This window comes from Aeromicrobium yanjiei (assembly GCF_009649075.1).
GTDB classification, from domain to species: Bacteria; Actinomycetota; Actinomycetes; order Propionibacteriales; family Nocardioidaceae; genus Aeromicrobium; species Aeromicrobium yanjiei.
The window spans coordinates 691,771-707,161 of sequence record NZ_CP045737.1; the positions used below are offsets into that span (position 1 = coordinate 691,771).

The following is a 15,391-nucleotide window of genomic DNA, read 5'->3' on the forward strand; positions in this document are numbered from 1 at the left end:
TCGCGCCAAAAAGCGTGCAGGAGTCCGCAGATCGGGGCTAGGGGGTCTCGGGCTCGTCGTGGTCGTCGCGCCGCTCCAGGTCGTTGACCAGGTTGCGCAGCTCGCTGCGGATGAAGTCGCGGGTCGCGACCTCCCCGATGCCGAGGCGCAGGCTCGCGACCTCGCGGGCGAGGAACTCCATGTCGGCGGCGGCCTGCGCGGTGGCGTCGCGCTCCTGCTCCTGCGTGACACGGTCACGGGCCTCCTGGCGGTTCTGGGCCAGCAGGATGAGCGGAGCGGCGTACGACGCCTGCAGCGACAGGATCAGCGTCAGGAAGATGAACGGGTAGTCGTCCCAGCGGTGGCGGTCCGGGCCGTAGGGCATGTTCCAGCCGATCCAGACCGCGACGAACACGGTCATCCAGGCGATGAACGTGGCCGTCCCGAGGAAGCGCGCGGTTGACTCGGCGAACCGGCCGAAGCGCTCGGGATCGGGCTCGCGGCGTCGGGGCCGGATGGATCGGCGGACCTCGCGGGGCTGGTCCAGACGTGCGCGCTCAGCCATGGGTGACCGCCTCCGCGTTGTCGGGGTCGCTCTCGCGCCAACCCTCCGGGAGGAGGTGATCGAGGACGTCGTCGATGGTCACCGCCCCGAGCAGGTGGGAGTTCTCGTCGACGACGGGGAGCGCGACCATGTTGTACGCCGCCAGGAGGTTGGCGACGTGCTGGAGCGAGGCGCCCGGGCGCGGCCAGTCGATGTCGTTGTCGACGATCGCGCCGACCAGCGTCGACGGGGGCTCGCGCAGGAGAGCCTGGAAGTGCACGATGCCGAGGAACCGGCCGGTCGGCGTCTCCAACGGAGGGCGGCACACGTAGACCAGTGACGCGAGCGCGGGGCTCAGGTCAGGGTTGCGGACGCGCGCGAGAGCCTCGGCGATCGTGGCGTCGGGGGACAGGACGACCGGCTCGGTCGTCATCATCCCGCCGGCGGTGCGCTCCTCGTACGACAGCAGGCGGCGCACGTCCTCGGCGTCCTGCGGCTCCATCTGCAGCAGCAGACCCTCGGCGGTCGCGGCAGGCAGCTCGCCGAGCAGGTCGGCCGCGTCGTCGGGGTCCATCTCGGTGAGCACGTCGACCGCGCGACCCGGGTCCAGCACGCCCAGGATCTCGATCTGGTACTTCTCGGGAAGCTCCTCGAGGACGTCGGCGAGGCGCTCGTCGTCGAGCTCGGACACGACCTCCATGCGGCGCTTGGGCGCGAGATCCCGCAGCGCGTTGGCGACGTCGACGGGGCGCATCTCGTCCATCGTCGCGAGCAGGTGGGTCGCGCCCTGGGTGGTCTCCTCGGAGGTGAGGCCCTTGACCTCGTCCCACTCCAGCACCTGGTGGGGGCCGCGACGGCCGAACCGCTTGCCGGCGGCCTGGACCGCGAGATTGGAGATGTACCAGTCGCGGCGGGGGTCCTGCTCCATCGCGAGGTCGTAGACCGTGCCGGGGCTGCCGTCCGGCAGGGTCACGGTGCGGTCGAGGAGCTCGTGGATGGCCAGGGTCTCGGTGCTGCGCTGCTCGAACCTGCGGACGTTGACGACCCCGGTCGTGATGATCTGGCCCGAGTCGAGCGACGTCACCCGGGTGATGGGCAAGAAGACGCGACGGCGTCCGAGGACCTCCACCACGATGCCCAGTACGCGCGGGCGCTGCTTGGCCGACCGCACGGCCACCACGACGTCGCGCAGCTTGCCGACCTGGTCGCCCGCGGGGTCGAAGACTGCCTGCCCGACGATGCGGGACAAGAAGATCCGACCGGTCGTTGCGCTCACGTTCGAACTGTACCGGGGCGCGGGCACCACTTCGCCCACGACGCCGGGCCAGGTGTGTCCGCGTGCGAGGCGGGACTTCCGGCCCTAGGTTGAGATGAGCATCACGCGTCCATCTGGGGGAAAGATCATGGCACTTGCAGTACTCGACCGGCGTCACACCGTCGCCAAGCCCGGCTTCAACCGCTGGCTGATCCCGCCGGCTGCGCTCGCGGTCCACCTGTGCATCGGGCAGGTCTACGCGACGAGCGTCTACAAGGCGTCACTCGTCCAGCACTTCGACTCGAGTCTTACCAAGATCGGCATCATCTTCTCGATCGCGATCGTGATGCTCGGCCTGTCCGCCGCGATCTTCGGCACCTGGGTCGACTCCGGCGGCCCGCGCCGCGCGATGGCCACCGCAGCCCTGTTCTGGTCCGGCGGCTTCATGATCGGCTCGCTCGGCATCGCGACCGACCAGCTGTGGCTCGTCTACTTCGGCTACGGGTTCATCGGCGGCATCGGCCTCGGCATCGGCTACATCTCCCCGGTCTCCACGCTGATCAAGTGGTTCCCCGATCGTCCCGGCCTCGCGACCGGCATGGCGATCATGGGCTTCGGTGGCGGCGCGATGATCGCGAGCCCGCTGTCGTCCAAGCTGCTCGGCATCTACGACGACAACTACGACACCGCGACCGGCATCGCGTCCGGCTCGGCCGTGGCCAAGCTGTTCGTCACCCTCGGCCTGGTGTATCTCGTCCTGATGCTGTTCGGCGCGTGGCTGATCCGGGTGCCCGCGGACGGCTGGAAGCCGGCCGGTTTCGACCCGTCAACGGTCAAGACCAAGGCGCTCGTCACGACCGACAACGTGTCGGCCGACAATGCGGTCAAGACTCGCCAGTTCTGGTTGCTGTGGGTCGTGCTGTTCTGCAACGTCACCGCCGGCATCGGCATCCTGGAGCAGGCCTCGCCGATGATCCAGGACTTCTTCCGCGACGGGTCCACGTCCACGGTCACCGCGGCGTCGGCAGCCGGGTTCGTCGGCCTGCTGTCCTTGTTCAACCTCGCCGGCCGGTTCATCTGGTCGTCGACGTCGGACATCGTGGGCCGCAAGAACATCTACGTGATGTACCTCGGCGTCGGACTCATCCTGTACGCGATCCTGGCCACCAAGGGCTCGACCAGCACGACCCTGTTCGCTCTCCTCGCCGGCGTCATCCTCAGCTTCTACGGCGGTGGGTTCGCGACCGTCCCGGCGTACCTGCGCGATCTGTTCGGCACCTTCCAGGTCGGTGCGATCCACGGCCGACTGCTGACCGCGTGGTCGGCGGCCGGCGTCGCAGGCCCGCTGATCGTCAACAGCATCCTCGACGCGCAGGGCGAGCCGGGCAAGCTCAACGCGGGTGACTACCGGCCGGCGCTGCTGACGATGGTCGCGATCCTCGCGGTCGGCTTCGTCGCGAACCTGTTGATCCGGCCGGTGGCCGACCGGTTCCACGAGCCGAGGAACAAGGAGGACCAGGTGGCAACCGAGGCAGCGGCGCCGAGCTCGCAGGACGGTGACGTGGCCGTCAAGGCTTCCGTGCCGCTCCTGGTCATCGCCTGGGTCGTGGTCGCGGTCCCGCTGGTGTACGGGATCTACGAGACGGTCGTCAAGGCAGCCGACCTGTTCTGATCGGGGGACGGGCAGGGGGTCAGAGACGGTCCAGCGTCGCCGGATCGTCCTGGCCCCCGAAGAGCCCGTCGAGGACCGCCCGGAACGGGGCGGGGTCGTCGGCCACGGCGGCGAACAGGGTCATCGACGACTGCAGCTTCTGCGCATCGACCCCGCCGAGGACGTCGGTGGCGCTGCCCTCGACCTCGGTCATCAGCGCCGCGCACTCCAGGAGACGCGGACCCAGCACGGGGTGGTCCAGGTACGCGCTCGCCTCGTCGCGCCCCGAGACCGCGAAGCGCACCGCCGTCTCGCTACGGCCGAGCCCCGCGACCTGCGGGAACACGAACCACATCCAGTGGGTGGTCTTGTGCCCGTCTCGCAGCTCGGCGACGGCCCGTTCGTACGTGCCGTTGTCCTGGGCGTCGACGAACCGCTGCAGGTCGAACGGGTCGTCTGCGGCGTCCGCCGTCACGACAGGTGGTGGGGCTGACGGTCCGTCTTGTGGGACTCGTCCGCGCCCACACCGTTCTGCGACCCGCCGGCGTTCGCGAAGCGGCCCTGCCCGGCCGGGACCGCCCGGACGATGACCGACTTCGACGTGGGCTGGTTGCTGCCCTCAGCGGTCGAGTCCAGCGGCACCAACGAGTTGGTCTCGGGATAGTAGGCAGCGGCCGAGCCACGCGGCGTCTCGTAGGAGACGATGCGGAACCTCTCGGCGACCCGGTCGACGTCGTCGTCGTCCCAGCGCGTCACGAGGTCGACCATGTCGCCGTCCTTGAAGCCCTGCGCCGAGATGTCGTCGGGGTGCATGAACACGACCCGGCGGCCGTCCTCGATGCCGCGGTAACGATCGCTGAGCCCGTAGATCGTGGTGTTGAACTGGTCGTGGCTGCGCAGGGTCTGGAGCACGAAGTGCCCCTCGGGGACCTGCAGGACCTCCAGCGGTGACGCGATGACCTCGGCCTTGCCGGACTTGGTCTCGAAGATCCGCGAGTCGCGCGGAGCGTGCGGCAGCACGAAGCCGCCCGGACGGTCGACGTTGTGCGTGTACTCCTCGCAGCCCGGGACGACACGGGAGATGTGGTGGCGGATGATGTTGTAGTCCTCGGCCATCTCGGCCCAACGGATCCCGTGCCGGTCACCGATCGTCGCCTGCGCGATGCCCGCGATGATCGCGATCTCCGAGCGCACGTGGTCGCTGACGGGCGGGATCGCCCCACGCGAGGCGTGGACCGCCGACATCGAGTCCTCGACCGTGATGAACTGCTCGCCCGCTCCGGTCGCGTTGTGCTCGGTGCGACCCATCGCGGGGAGGATCAGGGCGGTCTCGCCGCAGTCGAGGTGCGAGCGGTTGAGCTTGGTCGAGACCTGGACGGTCATCTCGATGCTGCGCAGCGCCTCGGCCGTCACGTCGGTGTCGGGGGCGGCCTTCACGAAGTTGCCGCCGAGCCCCATGAAGAACGTGATGTCGCCGTCGCGCATCCCGCGGATCGAGTCGACGGTGTCGAGACCGTGCTCGCGCGGCGGATCGAAGCCGAACTCCGCCTGGAGCGAGTCGAGGAAGTGCTCGGGTGCGCGCTCCCAGATGCCCATCGTGCGGTCGCCCTGCACGTTGGAGTGTCCCCGCACGGGGCACAGTCCGGCTCCCCGCTTGCCGATGTCGCCGCGCACCAGCGCGACGTTGCAGATCTCGCGGATCGAGGCAACAGCGTTGCGGTGCTGCGTGAGGCCCATGGCCCAGCAGTAGATCGTGGCGTCGGAGTCGCGGATGATCTCCGCGGCCTCCGTGATCTGCTCGCGGGTCAGTCCCGAGGCGGCCTCGATCTCGTCCCAGTCCGCGGCCAGCACGTGGTCGCGCCAGGACTCGAAGCCGTTGACGTGCCGGTCGATGAACTCGTGGTCGAGCGCGTCCCACTCCACCAGCAGGCGGCCGATGCCCTGGAAGAGGGCCAGATCGCCGTTGATGCGCACAGGCAGGTGGAGGTCGGCGATGTCGGTGCCCTTGCCGACCACACCGCGCGCAACCTGGGGGTTGCGGAAGTTGACCAAGCCGGCTTCGCGCAGCGGGTTGACCGAGATGATCTTCGCGCCGCGGCGCTTGGCGATCTCGAGCGCCGACAGCATGCGGGGGTGGTTGGTCCCGGGGTTCTGGCCCGCGATCACGATGCACTTGGCGTCGTACATGTCGCGCAGGCTGACGCTGCCCTTGCCGATGCCGATCGACTCGGTCAGGGCCGTGCCGCTGGACTCGTGGCACATGTTGGAGCAGTCCGGCAGGTTGTTGGTGCCGTAGGCCCGGATGAACAGCTGGTAGAGGAATGCCGCCTCGTTCGAGGCCCGTCCGCTCGTGTAGAACGTGGCCTGGTCGGGGGACGTCCGGGTGCGCAGGTGCTCACCGATCAGCTCATACGCGTCCTCCCAATCGATCGGCTCGTAGTGCGTGCCGCCGGGGCGCTTGACCATGGGGTGGGTGATGCGGCCCTGCATGTTGAGCCAGTAGTCGTCGTGCGCAGCCATCTCCTCGATGCTGTGCCGCGCGAAGAACGAGGGGGTGACCCGGTCGGTGGTGGCCTCGTCGGCCACGGCCTTGGCGCCGTTCTCACAGAACTCCGCGGCGTGGCGGTTCTCCGGGTCCGGATCGGGCCAGGCGCAGCTCACGCAGTCGAAGCCGTCCGCCTGGTTGAGCTTGAGCAGTGTCCGTGCAGTGCGCGTGGGCCCCATGAGCGAGAGCGAGCGCTGCAACGCGACCCTCACCCCGGTGATGCCCGCTGCTGCCTGCTTCGGTGCGTGGACCTCGAGCTGGTCCTCGTCGATGTCCTTGGCCTTGCTCATGCTGCCTCCCGGGGGTTCGGTGATGACGTTACCCCGACAACGGCGGTGCAGTCGGATGAAGCGTGTCGTCGACGTCGGACGCCACCACGACCCGGTCCGTCGGCACCAGGCGGACGACCACGGACTCGGCGGCCCACCGCTCGATCGCACGATCGCTGTCGGACAGGTTGAGACGACCGGCCTTGAGCGCGGTCGTCACCGGGTCCCAGTGCTCGGAGCCCGGCGGCACGATCTCGACACGCGCGTCCGCCTCGGCGGCGAGGGCGCGGGTCGTCTTGCTGCGCAGCAGGAGACGTACCGAGGACTGGTCGGCGATGCCGGGCAGACGTTGCTCACCACCGCCCGACACGACGCAGACCGCGTCGCCGACCCACTCGTGCCACACGGCGTGGGTGCGCCCGCCGTACGCGATCCAGACGAGGCCGGACTTCTTGGCGAGCTCGGCGACGAGGTTCGTGGCGGTCACGACCTCAGCACATCACACGACGGAGGCTCGTGCGCCGCGGGCGCTGCGGGTCGGGGGTGTCGAGACCATGGTGGGAGCGGTCGCCGTCGCGTCCCGCTCGGCGAGACCACGCACGAACGCGCCGATCTCCTCGATCGCGGCGCGAGCCTCCGGGACCCACGAGGCGGCAGCCTGGAACACGTGCACCTGCTTCTCCCAGACCTGCAGGTCGCACGGCACCCCGGCCGAGACGAGACGGTTGGCCATGAGCTCGGCGTCGGCCATCAGCACCTCGCGGGAGCCGACGTGGATCAGCGCCGGGGGCAGGTCGCCGAGCGGCATGTTGACCGGATCGGTCCGCGGGGTCGTGACGCCGCGGCGCGTGTCCATCCGCAGCGACACGTCGGCGAGCTTCGCGACCGCGTGCAGGGGGAACGTCTGGCAGCGGTGGGCGTTGCGGTGCGCCTTCTTGCCCGCGGGGTCGAAGTCGAGCAGCGGGGACAGCGCGACGACGCCTGAGGGGCGGCCGAGGCCGTGGTCGATCACCGCTCGGGCCACGCTGAACGCGAGATAGCCGCCCGCGGAGTCTCCGGCGATCGTGATGTTCTCGGGCGCGTACCCCTGGCCGAGCAGCCAGCGGAAGCCGGCGACGCCGTCGGCGATCGACTCGTTGATCGGCTCGTAGGGCATCTGGCGGTAGCCGACGTTGAGGACGGGCTGCTTCGCGGCGTACGAGATGCGCGAGACGAGCCGGCGGTGCGTGTTGAGCCCGCACGTCAGGAACGCTCCGCCGTGGAAGTACAGGATCGCGCGCTCGTTGCCGCCGGTGATGTCCTCGACGCCCTTGGCCTGCAGCCACTCGCTCGTCGTGAGGTCGATCTCGACCGGGCGCCACATCGTGCCCTCGTGGACGGGCAGGAGCCGTGCGGCGTGCTCGATCACGTTGGGAGGGAAGACGTCGAACGGGAGGTGGGCCCACAACCCGAGCAGGGGTCGGACCGTGTGGCGGAGCCCGAGTCCCAGCGCCTTGGACTGCAGGCTCGAACCACGGAAGAACTGCGGCTGAGCGGCGAGCGACAGGTGCGCCATGGGTGTCCTTCCTTCGGCGTCGAGCCGGTGACGATCGCTCGACCAAATTTGTCACAACGAGTGACGTGCGCCACACGGAGCGTTAGCGTACTCCCGGTACGTCCCGCCCGCAGCCGAAGGAACCTGAATGTCGTTCATGCCCCCCACCGACTCGATGTTCCTTCTGGCGGAGTCGCGGGACCAGCCGATGCACGTCGGAGGTCTCCAGCTGTTCGTCCCGCCGGAGGACGCCGGGCCCGACTACGTGAGCGAGACCGTCGCCTCGTTCCGCGACCTCGGTGAGGTGTCCCCGCTGTTCCGCAAGCGACCGGCGGAGCCGGTCGGGACCTTGGGCAACACGTGGTGGGCCGCCGACGAGACGATCGACTTCGACTACCACGTCCGGCACTCCGCGGTGCCGCGGCCGGGCCGGATCCGGGAGCTCCTGCAGCTGACCTCCCGGTGGCACGGCTCGCTGCTCGACCGGCACCGGCCGCTGTGGGAGGCGCACGTCGTCGAGGGGCTGGCCGACGGCCGGATCGCGGTCTACACCAAGGTCCACCACTCGATGCTGGACGGCGTGTCGGCGCTGCGGCTGATCCAGAAGACGCTGAGCGCGGACCCGGACGCCCGCGACTGCATACCGCCCTGGGGGGTCATGCCGCACGGCGGTGGCGGGTCGAAGCGCGGCCTGGACCCGATGGGCCTGCTGCGCACGGGGGCGGGTGCGCTCGGTGACATCGCCGGCCTGGTGCCCGCCTCGCTTCGCATCGGCAGCCAGGTCCTGCGCGACGGCGACGTGACCCTGCCCCGGGCTCCCAAGACGATCCTCAACGGGCCGGTCGGGGGATCGCGCCGGTTCGCGGCGCAGTCGTGGGAGATCGAGCGCATCCAGCGCGTGGCGAAGTCATCGGCCACGACGCTGAACGACGTCGTGCTGGCCATGGTCTCCGGTGCCCTGCGCCAGTACCTGCTCGAGCAGCACGCCCTGCCGGACGACCCCATGACGGCGATGGTGCCGGTGTCCCTGTCGCTGCGAGCCGGCTCGGCGGAGGACGACGCCGAGCCCGGCAACGCGACTGGCGCGATCGTGGTCAACCTCGCCACCGACCGCGAGCAGGGGGCCAGCCGCCTGGAGGAGATCGCGTACTCCTCGCGGCAGGCCAAGAAGATCATGGGCGACCTGACGCCCACCCAGATCCTCGCGTTCTCGGCGCTGCAGGTGCTGCCCCTCGCCCTGGGCCCGGTGCCGGGCTTCGTCAAGTACACCCACCCGCCGTTCAACGTCATCGTGTCCAACGTGCCGGGGCCCAAGGAGCCGATGTACTTCAACGGCTCGCGACTCGACGGCCTGTACCCGGTGTCGATCGTGCTCGACGGGCAGGCGCTCAACATCACGCTCACCAGCCGGGACAAGTACCTCGACTTCGGTCTCATCGGCTGCCGCGCCTCGGTGCCGCACCTCCAGCGGCTGCTGCTCCACCTCGAGTCGTCCCTCGCCGAGCTGGAGCAGTCCTGGGGCTGACGACGTCCCGCAGGGTTGAACGTGTTCAAAACTCCGCTAGGGTGCAGTGACACGTTCAACGAGGAGGCGGCATGCACGATCTGAGGACCGCGACGATCGCGGGGGCAACCGGACATGTCGGCACGTACGTGCGGCAGCACCTCGAGGCGCAGGGCGTCACCGTGCGGGCCATCGGACGTGGCGCGGGAAGCGACGCGACGTGGGACGACCCCGACGCGCTCGTGCGGGCCGTGGACGGCACCGACCTGCTCGTCAACTTCGCGGGCCGCTCGGTGAGCTGCCGCTACACGAAGTCGAACGTCGACGAGATGTTCAGGTCGCGCATCGCGACGACGGCCGCACTGGGGCGGGCGACCGCCGCGGCGGCGAGCCCGCCGGCCCTCTGGGTCAATGCGAGCACCGGGACGATCTATCGCGACTCCCGGGACCGCCCCATGGACGAGATCGGCGGAGACATCGGCTCGGGGCTGTCGGTCGAGCTCGCCCGCGCCTGGGAGCACGAGCTCTTCGCAGCAGCCACCGACGTGCGCCGGATCGCGCTGCGCATGACGATCGTCCTGGGGGCCGGCGGCGGGGCGGTCAACCCGTTCATCAACCTGGCCCGCATGGGCTTCGGCGGGCCGATGGGCGACGGCGAGCAGCGCTTCAGCTGGGTGCACGCGGACGACGTCGCCCGCGCGATCGTCCACCTGCACGAGCACCCCGAGATCGCCGGTCCGGTCAACGTGGCCGCTCCCGAGGTCGTCGGCAATGCCGAGCTCATGAGGCTGGTGCGAGAGACGATGGGACGCCGGCACGGACTGGCCGAGCCGCGCTGGCTGCTCGAGATCGGTGCCCGGATCATCCGGACCGAGGCCGAGCTGGTCCTCAAGAGCCGCTGGGTCGAGTCGCGGGTGCTCCGGGAGTCCGGCTTCGTGTTCGAGCACGCCACGCTCCGGTCGGCGCTCGAACAGATCGCCAGGCAGACGCGCCGCGGGCTCCTCCCGGTCGCGCTGGGCTGAGCAGCGGCCCGGGTCGCCGGGGGTTCCGGGGCACTGCACACTGGTCCGGTGAATGCGCTCCTCGCCATCGTCGCCATCGTGGGAGTCTCGGCATCGGGGCCACTCATGGCCGGGGCCGCCGCCCCGGCTCTCGCGATCGCGTTCTGGCGCAATGCGCTCGGAACGCTCGCGGTGGCCCCGTTCGCGGTGCCGGTCAGGCACGAGCTGGCAGGGCTCGGGCGCGACGGCTGGCGGACGGTCGGATTCGCCGGCGTGATGCTCGCGGCGCACTTCGCGACCTGGTGCACGTCGCTGAAGATGACCTCGGTCGCCGCCGCGACCGCGATGGTCAGCATGCAGGTCGTGTTCGTCGTGATCATCGACCGACTGCGCGGCGACTCCGCCGCGCCTGCCGTCATGGTCGGCATCGGGGTCGCGGTCGTCGGGGTGCTCGTGATCACCGGGGTCGACTTCTCGCTGTCGGCGCGCGCACTCGCCGGTGACCTGCTCGCCCTCCTGGGCGGGCTGACCGCGGCGCTCTACCTCATGGCCGGTAGTCGGGTGCGCGAGAGCATCTCGACGTCGGCCTACACGTTCGCGTGCTACGGGATCTGCGCGGTCACCCTCGCGGTCGGGGCCCTCGTGGCCCAGGTCGAGATGGTCGACTTCACCGGGCGCACGTGGCTCGCGATCGTGGCGGTGACGATCTGCGCGCAGCTGCTGGGGCACTCGGTCCTGAACCACCTGCTGGCGGTGATGAGCCCCGGTCTGATCTCGTTGCTGCTCCTCCTCGAGGTGCCCGGGGCGGCGATCCTGGCGGGCATCTTCCTCGACCAGACCCCTCCTGCAGGGGTCTACGTGGGCCTCGTCCTGATCCTCGCCGGACTCGTCGTGGTGGTCGCGCGCCGCACGCCGCCGGAGGTCGTGCTCGCCGAGTGACGGGTGGCCCACGTCACCCCACCGGCCCCGCGACGGGGGCAGCGCACCCTCGGTACAGTCAGCGTGTCATCGCCGCAGCAACGTAGGGAGCACCCACGATGGGTCGTCTGGTCAGCACCGAAGGTCTCACCGAGGATCAGCAGGAGATCCTGAAGCTCGTCCGGCAGTTCGTCGAGAAGGAGATCCTTCCGGTCGCCACCGACCTGGAGCACAAGGACGAGTACCCGACCGACATCGTCGAGGGCCTCAAGGAGCTGGGCATCTTCGGGCTGATGATCCCCGAGGAGTTCGGCGGCCTGGGGGAGTCGCTGCTGACGTACGCACTGGTGGTCGAGGAGATCGCGCGCGGCTGGATGAGCGTCAGCGGCGTCATCAACACGCACTTCATCGTGGCGTACCTGCTGATGCAGCACGGCACGGACGAGCAGAAGGCCAAGTACCTGCCCAAGATGGCGACAGGTGAGGTCCGGGGCGCGTTCAGCATGAGCGAGCCGAGCCTGGGCTCGGACGTCTCGGCGATCTCGACCAAGGCCACCAAGCTCGACGACGGCGGCTACGAGATCAGCGGCCAGAAGATGTGGCTGACGAACGGCGGCTCGTCCACCCTCGTCGCGGTCCTGGTCAAGACCGACGAGGGTGAGGACAGCGTCTACAAGAACATGACGACGTTCCTCATCGAGAAGGAAGCCGGCTTCGGCGAGACGGCCCAGGGCATCACGATCCCGGGCAAGATCGACAAGATGGGCTACAAGGGCATCGACACGACCGAGATGATCCTGGACAAGCACCGCACGACGTCCGAGCAGATCCTCGGTGGCGTCCCGGGCAAGGGCTTCTACCAGATGATGGACGGTGTCGAGGTCGGCCGGGTCAACGTCGGCGCCCGCGCGGTCGGCATCGCCAACCGGGCCTTCGAGCTCGGCGTCGCGTACGCGCAGCAGCGCGAGACGTTCGGCAAGCCCATCGCGCAGCACCAGGCGATCTTGTTCCGCATCGCCGAGATGGCGACCAAGGTCGAGACCGCGCACGCGATGGTCGTCAAGGCCGCACGCCTCAAGGACGCCGGCAAGCGCAACGACGTCGAGGCCGGCATGGCCAAGATGATCGCCTCGGAGTACTGCAACGAGGTCGTCCAGGACTCGTTCCGCATCCATGGCGGCTACGGTTACTCCAAGGAGTACGAGATCGAGCGCCTCTACCGTGAGGCCGCGTTCATGCTCATCGGTGAAGGAACGTCCGACATCCAGAAGATGATCATCGGCCGCGCACTCCTGAAGGACTACAAGCTGTAGCCCTTACCGACGTCGCCCTCGGAGGCAACCATGGCTGAGATCTTCTCGTTGGAGTACCCGCAGTCGCTTGGCATCTATGACAAGTACGCCGACGCGCAGAAGGCCGTCGACTACCTCTCGGACGAGGGCTTCCCGGTCGAGAACGTCCTGATCGTCGGCACCGAGCTGCGCCAGGTCGAGCGGGTCACGGGCCGGCTGACCTGGGGCCGCGTGCTCTCGGCCGGCGCCGCGTCCGGTGCGTGGCTCGGTCTGCTCATCGGCCTGTTCCTCAGCCTGTTCGCGGAGGGCAGCTCGGCGGTCGTCACGATCATCGGCGGCATCGTGTTCGGCATCGTGTTCGGGCTCATCTCCGGTGCGCTCGGCTACGCGGCCACGCGCGGCAAGCGGGACTTCAGCTCGGTGCAGAAGGTCGTGGCGACCAAGTACGAGATCCTCGTCGAGCACAAGCACCTCGCCGCCGGACAGGCCCTGCTGGCCAAGATGCCCGGCAACACCACCTCGCCCTTCGCCTGACCTCACCCGGGAGCGCACACCGCAATGACCACCAAGACCAACGCCGGCAACTTCTTCGAGGACTTCAAGGTCGGGCAGGTGCTCGAGCACGCGACGCCGCGCACCGTGACCGAGGGGGACCGTGCGCTGTACGGCGCGCTGTACCCCACGAGGTTCGCGGTGCCGTCCTCGGCGGAGTTCGCGGCGTCGGTCGGGTTGAGCCCCGCCCCGGTCGAGGAGCTCATCGCGTTCCACATCGCGTTCGGCAAGACGGTCCCCGACGTGTCGCTCAACGCGGTGGCCAATCTCGGCTACGCGGAGTGCCGCTTCCACCGTCCGGTCGTGCCCGGCGACACGCTGCGCACGTCCTCGGAGGTCATCGGGCTCAAGCAGAACTCCAACGGCAGGACGGGAGTGGTGTACGTCCGCTCGACCGCGACCAACCAGCGCGGCGAGGTCGCGCTGGACTGGGCCCGGTGGGTCATGGTGCACAAGCGGGACGCCGAGGCCCCCGCGCCCGAGACGGTCGTGCCCGAGCTCGCACCGGCCGTCGATGCCGCGGACCTCATCGTGCCCGAGGGGCTCGACTTCACGTCGTACGACTTCGCGGCCGCGGGGGAGACGCACCGCTTCGACGACTACGAGGTGGGCGAGACGATCGATCACGTCGACGGCGTGACCCTGACCGATCCCGAGCACATGCTGGCGACCCGGCTGTGGCAGAACACCGCCAAGGTCCACTTCAGCACCGAGGCGCGGCCCGACGGCACCCGGCTGGTCTACGGCGGGCACGTCATCTCGATGGCTCGCGCGCTGTCGTTCAACGGCCTGGCCAACGCCCAGCTCATCGCCGCGATCAACGCGGGTGCGCACACCGCCCCGGCGTTCGCGGGCGACACCATCTACGCGTGGTCCGAGGTGCTCGACAAGGCCGAGACGCCGGCCCCCGGGGTCGGTGCGCTGCGGCTTCGACTCGTCGCGACCAAGGGGCGCGACGAGACCACCACCCTGCGGGGCGAGGACGGCAAGTACGCCCCTGGCGTCCTGCTCGACCTGGACTACTGGGCGTTCGTGCCGCGATGAGCTCCCCGGCCGATCTCGAGGACCAGCTCTGGCTGGTCCGCCACGGCGAGACCGAGTGGAGCCTGAGCGGACAGCACACCTCCACGACCGATCTCCCGATGACCGCGAGCGGGGAGGCCGGCGCGCGGACGCTCGCGCCGCTTCTCGCCGAGCTCGACTTCGCGCAGGTGCTGACCAGTCCGCGCCAGCGCGCCCGTCGGACCGCAGAGCTCGCGGGGTTCCCCGACGCCGAGCCCGACGAGGATCTCGTCGAGTGGTCCTACGGCGACTACGAAGGGCTCACGACGCCGCAGATCCAGGAGTCGGTGCCCGGCTGGTCGATCTGGTCGCACCCGAGCCCCGGCGGCGAGACCGCTGCCGAGGTCAGCGAGCGGCTCGACCGGGTCGTCGCGCGGGCACGTGCGGCAGAGGGGAAGACGCTGGTCTTCGCGCACGGGCACTCGCTGCGCGCGCTGGCAGCCAGGTGGCTCGAGGTCGACGTCGCCGAGGGCCGCCACTTCGCTCTCGACACCTCGACCATCTCGGTGCTGGGTGTCGACCGGGGCACCCCGGTCGTCCGCCGTTGGAACGTCCAGCCGTGACCCGCCTCGTCGTCACTCTCGCCGTGACGCTCGCCGTGCTCGCGGGGTGCGGCGGCTCGGCGTCGGACGAGGGTGCGCCGCAGAGGGCGGCGGCCACGACCGCCGGGCCCGCCGTGCGCACCGTGGCCGAGCTGGCGGCCGCGCTGCCGCGCACGAACCAGGTCCCCGGTGGTGACGAGAAGGTGTTCTCGTGCCCCGGGGAGGAGTCCTGCCGGGCCCACCCCGACCGGGTGAGCGTCGGCGTGCAGCTCGAGCCGTCACTCACCGACGAGCAGGTCAAGAAGCGGTACGACGTGTACGTCCTGCCGGAGAACCTCCAGGTGACGGCGGAGGCCTGGAAGGACGAGTCTGCGGCCGAGCAGGCCGTGGCGGACGCTCGCGCCGAGCAGAGGCGTTTCGTCGGCAGGTTCGCGACCAAGGGCAAGGACACCTCGGACACGTCCTACACGTTCGGCTCGAAGGGGGTGGGCACCGTCGACGACCTGACGATGGGCGAGTGGGAGGGATTTGTCGGACGCCGCGAGGAGGTGCTGACCAACCCCGACGGCGACACCGACTCGGCACCGGTCGTCTCGATCACCCTGCATGTCTCGAACGGCAACACGACCGTGCAGGTCGTCGCCTCCGTGCTCGACGCCGAGGAGCGGGCCGGTGACGCCGAGGCGCTCGCTCGCCAGGTCGCCGAGGAGTACATCGGTCGTCTCGCCTGATCGTCGGTCGCA

The 15,391-nt window shown here is 69.6% G+C and carries 15 protein-coding genes; 9 read left to right on the forward strand and 6 right to left on the reverse strand.

Annotated elements, in window-relative coordinates; genetic code table 11:
- Positions 1–37: 37 nt before the first annotated feature.
- Together GEV26_RS03625 and GEV26_RS03630 are read right to left on the reverse strand one after the other, a co-directional pair.
- Positions 38–544: a DUF1003 domain-containing protein gene (locus GEV26_RS03625; protein ID WP_153651801.1), complete on the reverse strand. Its 507-nt coding sequence runs from the start codon at positions 542–544 to the stop codon at positions 38–40.
- Positions 537–1,799 carry a magnesium transporter MgtE N-terminal domain-containing protein gene (locus GEV26_RS03630; RefSeq protein WP_194839955.1) on the reverse strand — a complete coding sequence of 421 codons (1,263 nt, stop codon included), beginning with the start codon at positions 1,797–1,799 and terminating at the stop codon, positions 537–539. Before GEV26_RS03630 ends, GEV26_RS03625 begins: the two co-directional genes overlap by 8 nt.
- A gap of 127 nt (positions 1,800–1,926) precedes the next feature.
- On the opposite strand from GEV26_RS03630, the gene GEV26_RS03635 reads away from it, so the two are divergent.
- Positions 1,927–3,450, forward strand: a complete 1,524-nt coding sequence (locus GEV26_RS03635) for an OFA family MFS transporter (protein WP_153651802.1) — start codon at positions 1,927–1,929, stop codon at positions 3,448–3,450.
- Positions 3,451–3,469: 19 nt separating this feature from the next.
- Here the strand turns inward: GEV26_RS03635 and GEV26_RS03640 are convergent, their stop codons facing one another.
- From GEV26_RS03640 to GEV26_RS03655, 4 genes are read right to left on the reverse strand one after another with little or no spacing between them, the layout of a single operon-like run.
- Entirely contained in the window at positions 3,470–3,904 is a 435-nt protein-coding gene (locus GEV26_RS03640; RefSeq protein ID WP_153651803.1) for a DUF1810 domain-containing protein, read from the reverse strand.
- On the reverse strand, positions 3,901–6,264 hold the full coding sequence (locus GEV26_RS03645) for an FdhF/YdeP family oxidoreductase (protein WP_153651804.1): 2,364 nt from the start codon (positions 6,262–6,264) through the stop codon (positions 3,901–3,903). The genes GEV26_RS03640 and GEV26_RS03645 overlap by 4 nt, the downstream gene beginning before the upstream one ends.
- Before the next feature lie 28 nt (positions 6,265–6,292).
- Positions 6,293–6,730 (reverse strand): hypothetical protein, encoded by a 438-nt coding sequence (locus tag GEV26_RS03650; protein WP_153651805.1) that lies wholly within the window; start codon positions 6,728–6,730, stop codon positions 6,293–6,295.
- 12 nt (positions 6,731–6,742) lie between these two features.
- Complete coding sequence (locus GEV26_RS03655) at positions 6,743–7,798, reverse strand: alpha/beta hydrolase fold domain-containing protein (RefSeq protein WP_153651806.1); 1,056 nt, start codon at positions 7,796–7,798, stop codon at positions 6,743–6,745.
- Between the two features lie 127 nt (positions 7,799–7,925).
- Here GEV26_RS03655 and GEV26_RS03660 point away from each other — a divergent pair, with 127 nt between their 5' ends.
- The 8 genes from GEV26_RS03660 (at position 7,926) to GEV26_RS03695 (ending at position 15,379) form a co-directional block, all read left to right on the forward strand.
- Positions 7,926–9,302: a WS/DGAT/MGAT family O-acyltransferase gene (locus GEV26_RS03660; protein ID WP_153651807.1), complete on the forward strand. Its 1,377-nt coding sequence runs from the start codon at positions 7,926–7,928 to the stop codon at positions 9,300–9,302.
- 71 nt (positions 9,303–9,373) lie between these two features.
- Entirely contained in the window at positions 9,374–10,303 is a 930-nt protein-coding gene (locus GEV26_RS03665; protein ID WP_194839956.1) for a TIGR01777 family oxidoreductase, read from the forward strand.
- 48 nt (positions 10,304–10,351) lie between these two features.
- Positions 10,352–11,221 carry a DMT family transporter gene (locus GEV26_RS03670; protein ID WP_153651808.1) on the forward strand — a complete coding sequence of 290 codons (870 nt, stop codon included), beginning with the start codon at positions 10,352–10,354 and terminating at the stop codon, positions 11,219–11,221.
- 98 nt (positions 11,222–11,319) lie between these two features.
- Positions 11,320–12,513: an acyl-CoA dehydrogenase family protein gene (locus GEV26_RS03675; protein WP_153651809.1), complete on the forward strand. Its 1,194-nt coding sequence runs from the start codon at positions 11,320–11,322 to the stop codon at positions 12,511–12,513.
- A gap of 30 nt (positions 12,514–12,543) precedes the next feature.
- Positions 12,544–13,026: a YflT domain-containing protein gene (locus GEV26_RS03680; RefSeq protein ID WP_153651810.1), complete on the forward strand. Its 483-nt coding sequence runs from the start codon at positions 12,544–12,546 to the stop codon at positions 13,024–13,026.
- A 24-nt stretch (positions 13,027–13,050) separates the two neighbouring features.
- Positions 13,051–14,088 (forward strand): MaoC family dehydratase, encoded by a 1,038-nt coding sequence (locus GEV26_RS03685; RefSeq protein WP_153651811.1) that lies wholly within the window; start codon positions 13,051–13,053, stop codon positions 14,086–14,088.
- Positions 14,085–14,669 (forward strand): histidine phosphatase family protein, encoded by a 585-nt coding sequence (locus tag GEV26_RS03690; protein ID WP_153651812.1) that lies wholly within the window; start codon positions 14,085–14,087, stop codon positions 14,667–14,669. The genes GEV26_RS03685 and GEV26_RS03690 overlap by 4 nt, the downstream gene beginning before the upstream one ends.
- Entirely contained in the window at positions 14,666–15,379 is a 714-nt protein-coding gene (locus GEV26_RS03695; RefSeq protein ID WP_153651813.1) for a hypothetical protein, read from the forward strand. The genes GEV26_RS03690 and GEV26_RS03695 overlap by 4 nt, the downstream gene beginning before the upstream one ends.
- The last annotated feature ends 12 nt before the right edge of the window (positions 15,380–15,391 follow it).

Bases quoted from the DNA above. Each gene is read 5' to 3' on its own strand.
- GEV26_RS03625 (WP_153651801.1), bottom strand. From the start codon at position 544: ATGGCTGAGCGCGCACGTCTGGACCAGCCCCGCGAGGTCCGCCGATCC.
- GEV26_RS03635 (WP_153651802.1), top strand. From the start codon at position 1,927: ATGGCACTTGCAGTACTCGACCGGCGTCACACCGTCGCCAAGCCCGGC.
- GEV26_RS03645 (WP_153651804.1), bottom strand. From the start codon at position 6,264: ATGAGCAAGGCCAAGGACATCGACGAGGACCAGCTCGAGGTCCACGCA.
- GEV26_RS03655 (WP_153651806.1), bottom strand. From the start codon at position 7,798: ATGGCGCACCTGTCGCTCGCCGCTCAGCCGCAGTTCTTCCGTGGTTCG.
- GEV26_RS03660 (WP_153651807.1), top strand. From the start codon at position 7,926: ATGTCGTTCATGCCCCCCACCGACTCGATGTTCCTTCTGGCGGAGTCG.
- GEV26_RS03665 (WP_194839956.1), top strand. From the start codon at position 9,374: ATGCACGATCTGAGGACCGCGACGATCGCGGGGGCAACCGGACATGTC.
- GEV26_RS03675 (WP_153651809.1), top strand. From the start codon at position 11,320: ATGGGTCGTCTGGTCAGCACCGAAGGTCTCACCGAGGATCAGCAGGAG.
- GEV26_RS03680 (WP_153651810.1), top strand. From the start codon at position 12,544: ATGGCTGAGATCTTCTCGTTGGAGTACCCGCAGTCGCTTGGCATCTAT.
- GEV26_RS03685 (WP_153651811.1), top strand. From the start codon at position 13,051: ATGACCACCAAGACCAACGCCGGCAACTTCTTCGAGGACTTCAAGGTC.
- GEV26_RS03690 (WP_153651812.1), top strand. From the start codon at position 14,085: ATGAGCTCCCCGGCCGATCTCGAGGACCAGCTCTGGCTGGTCCGCCAC.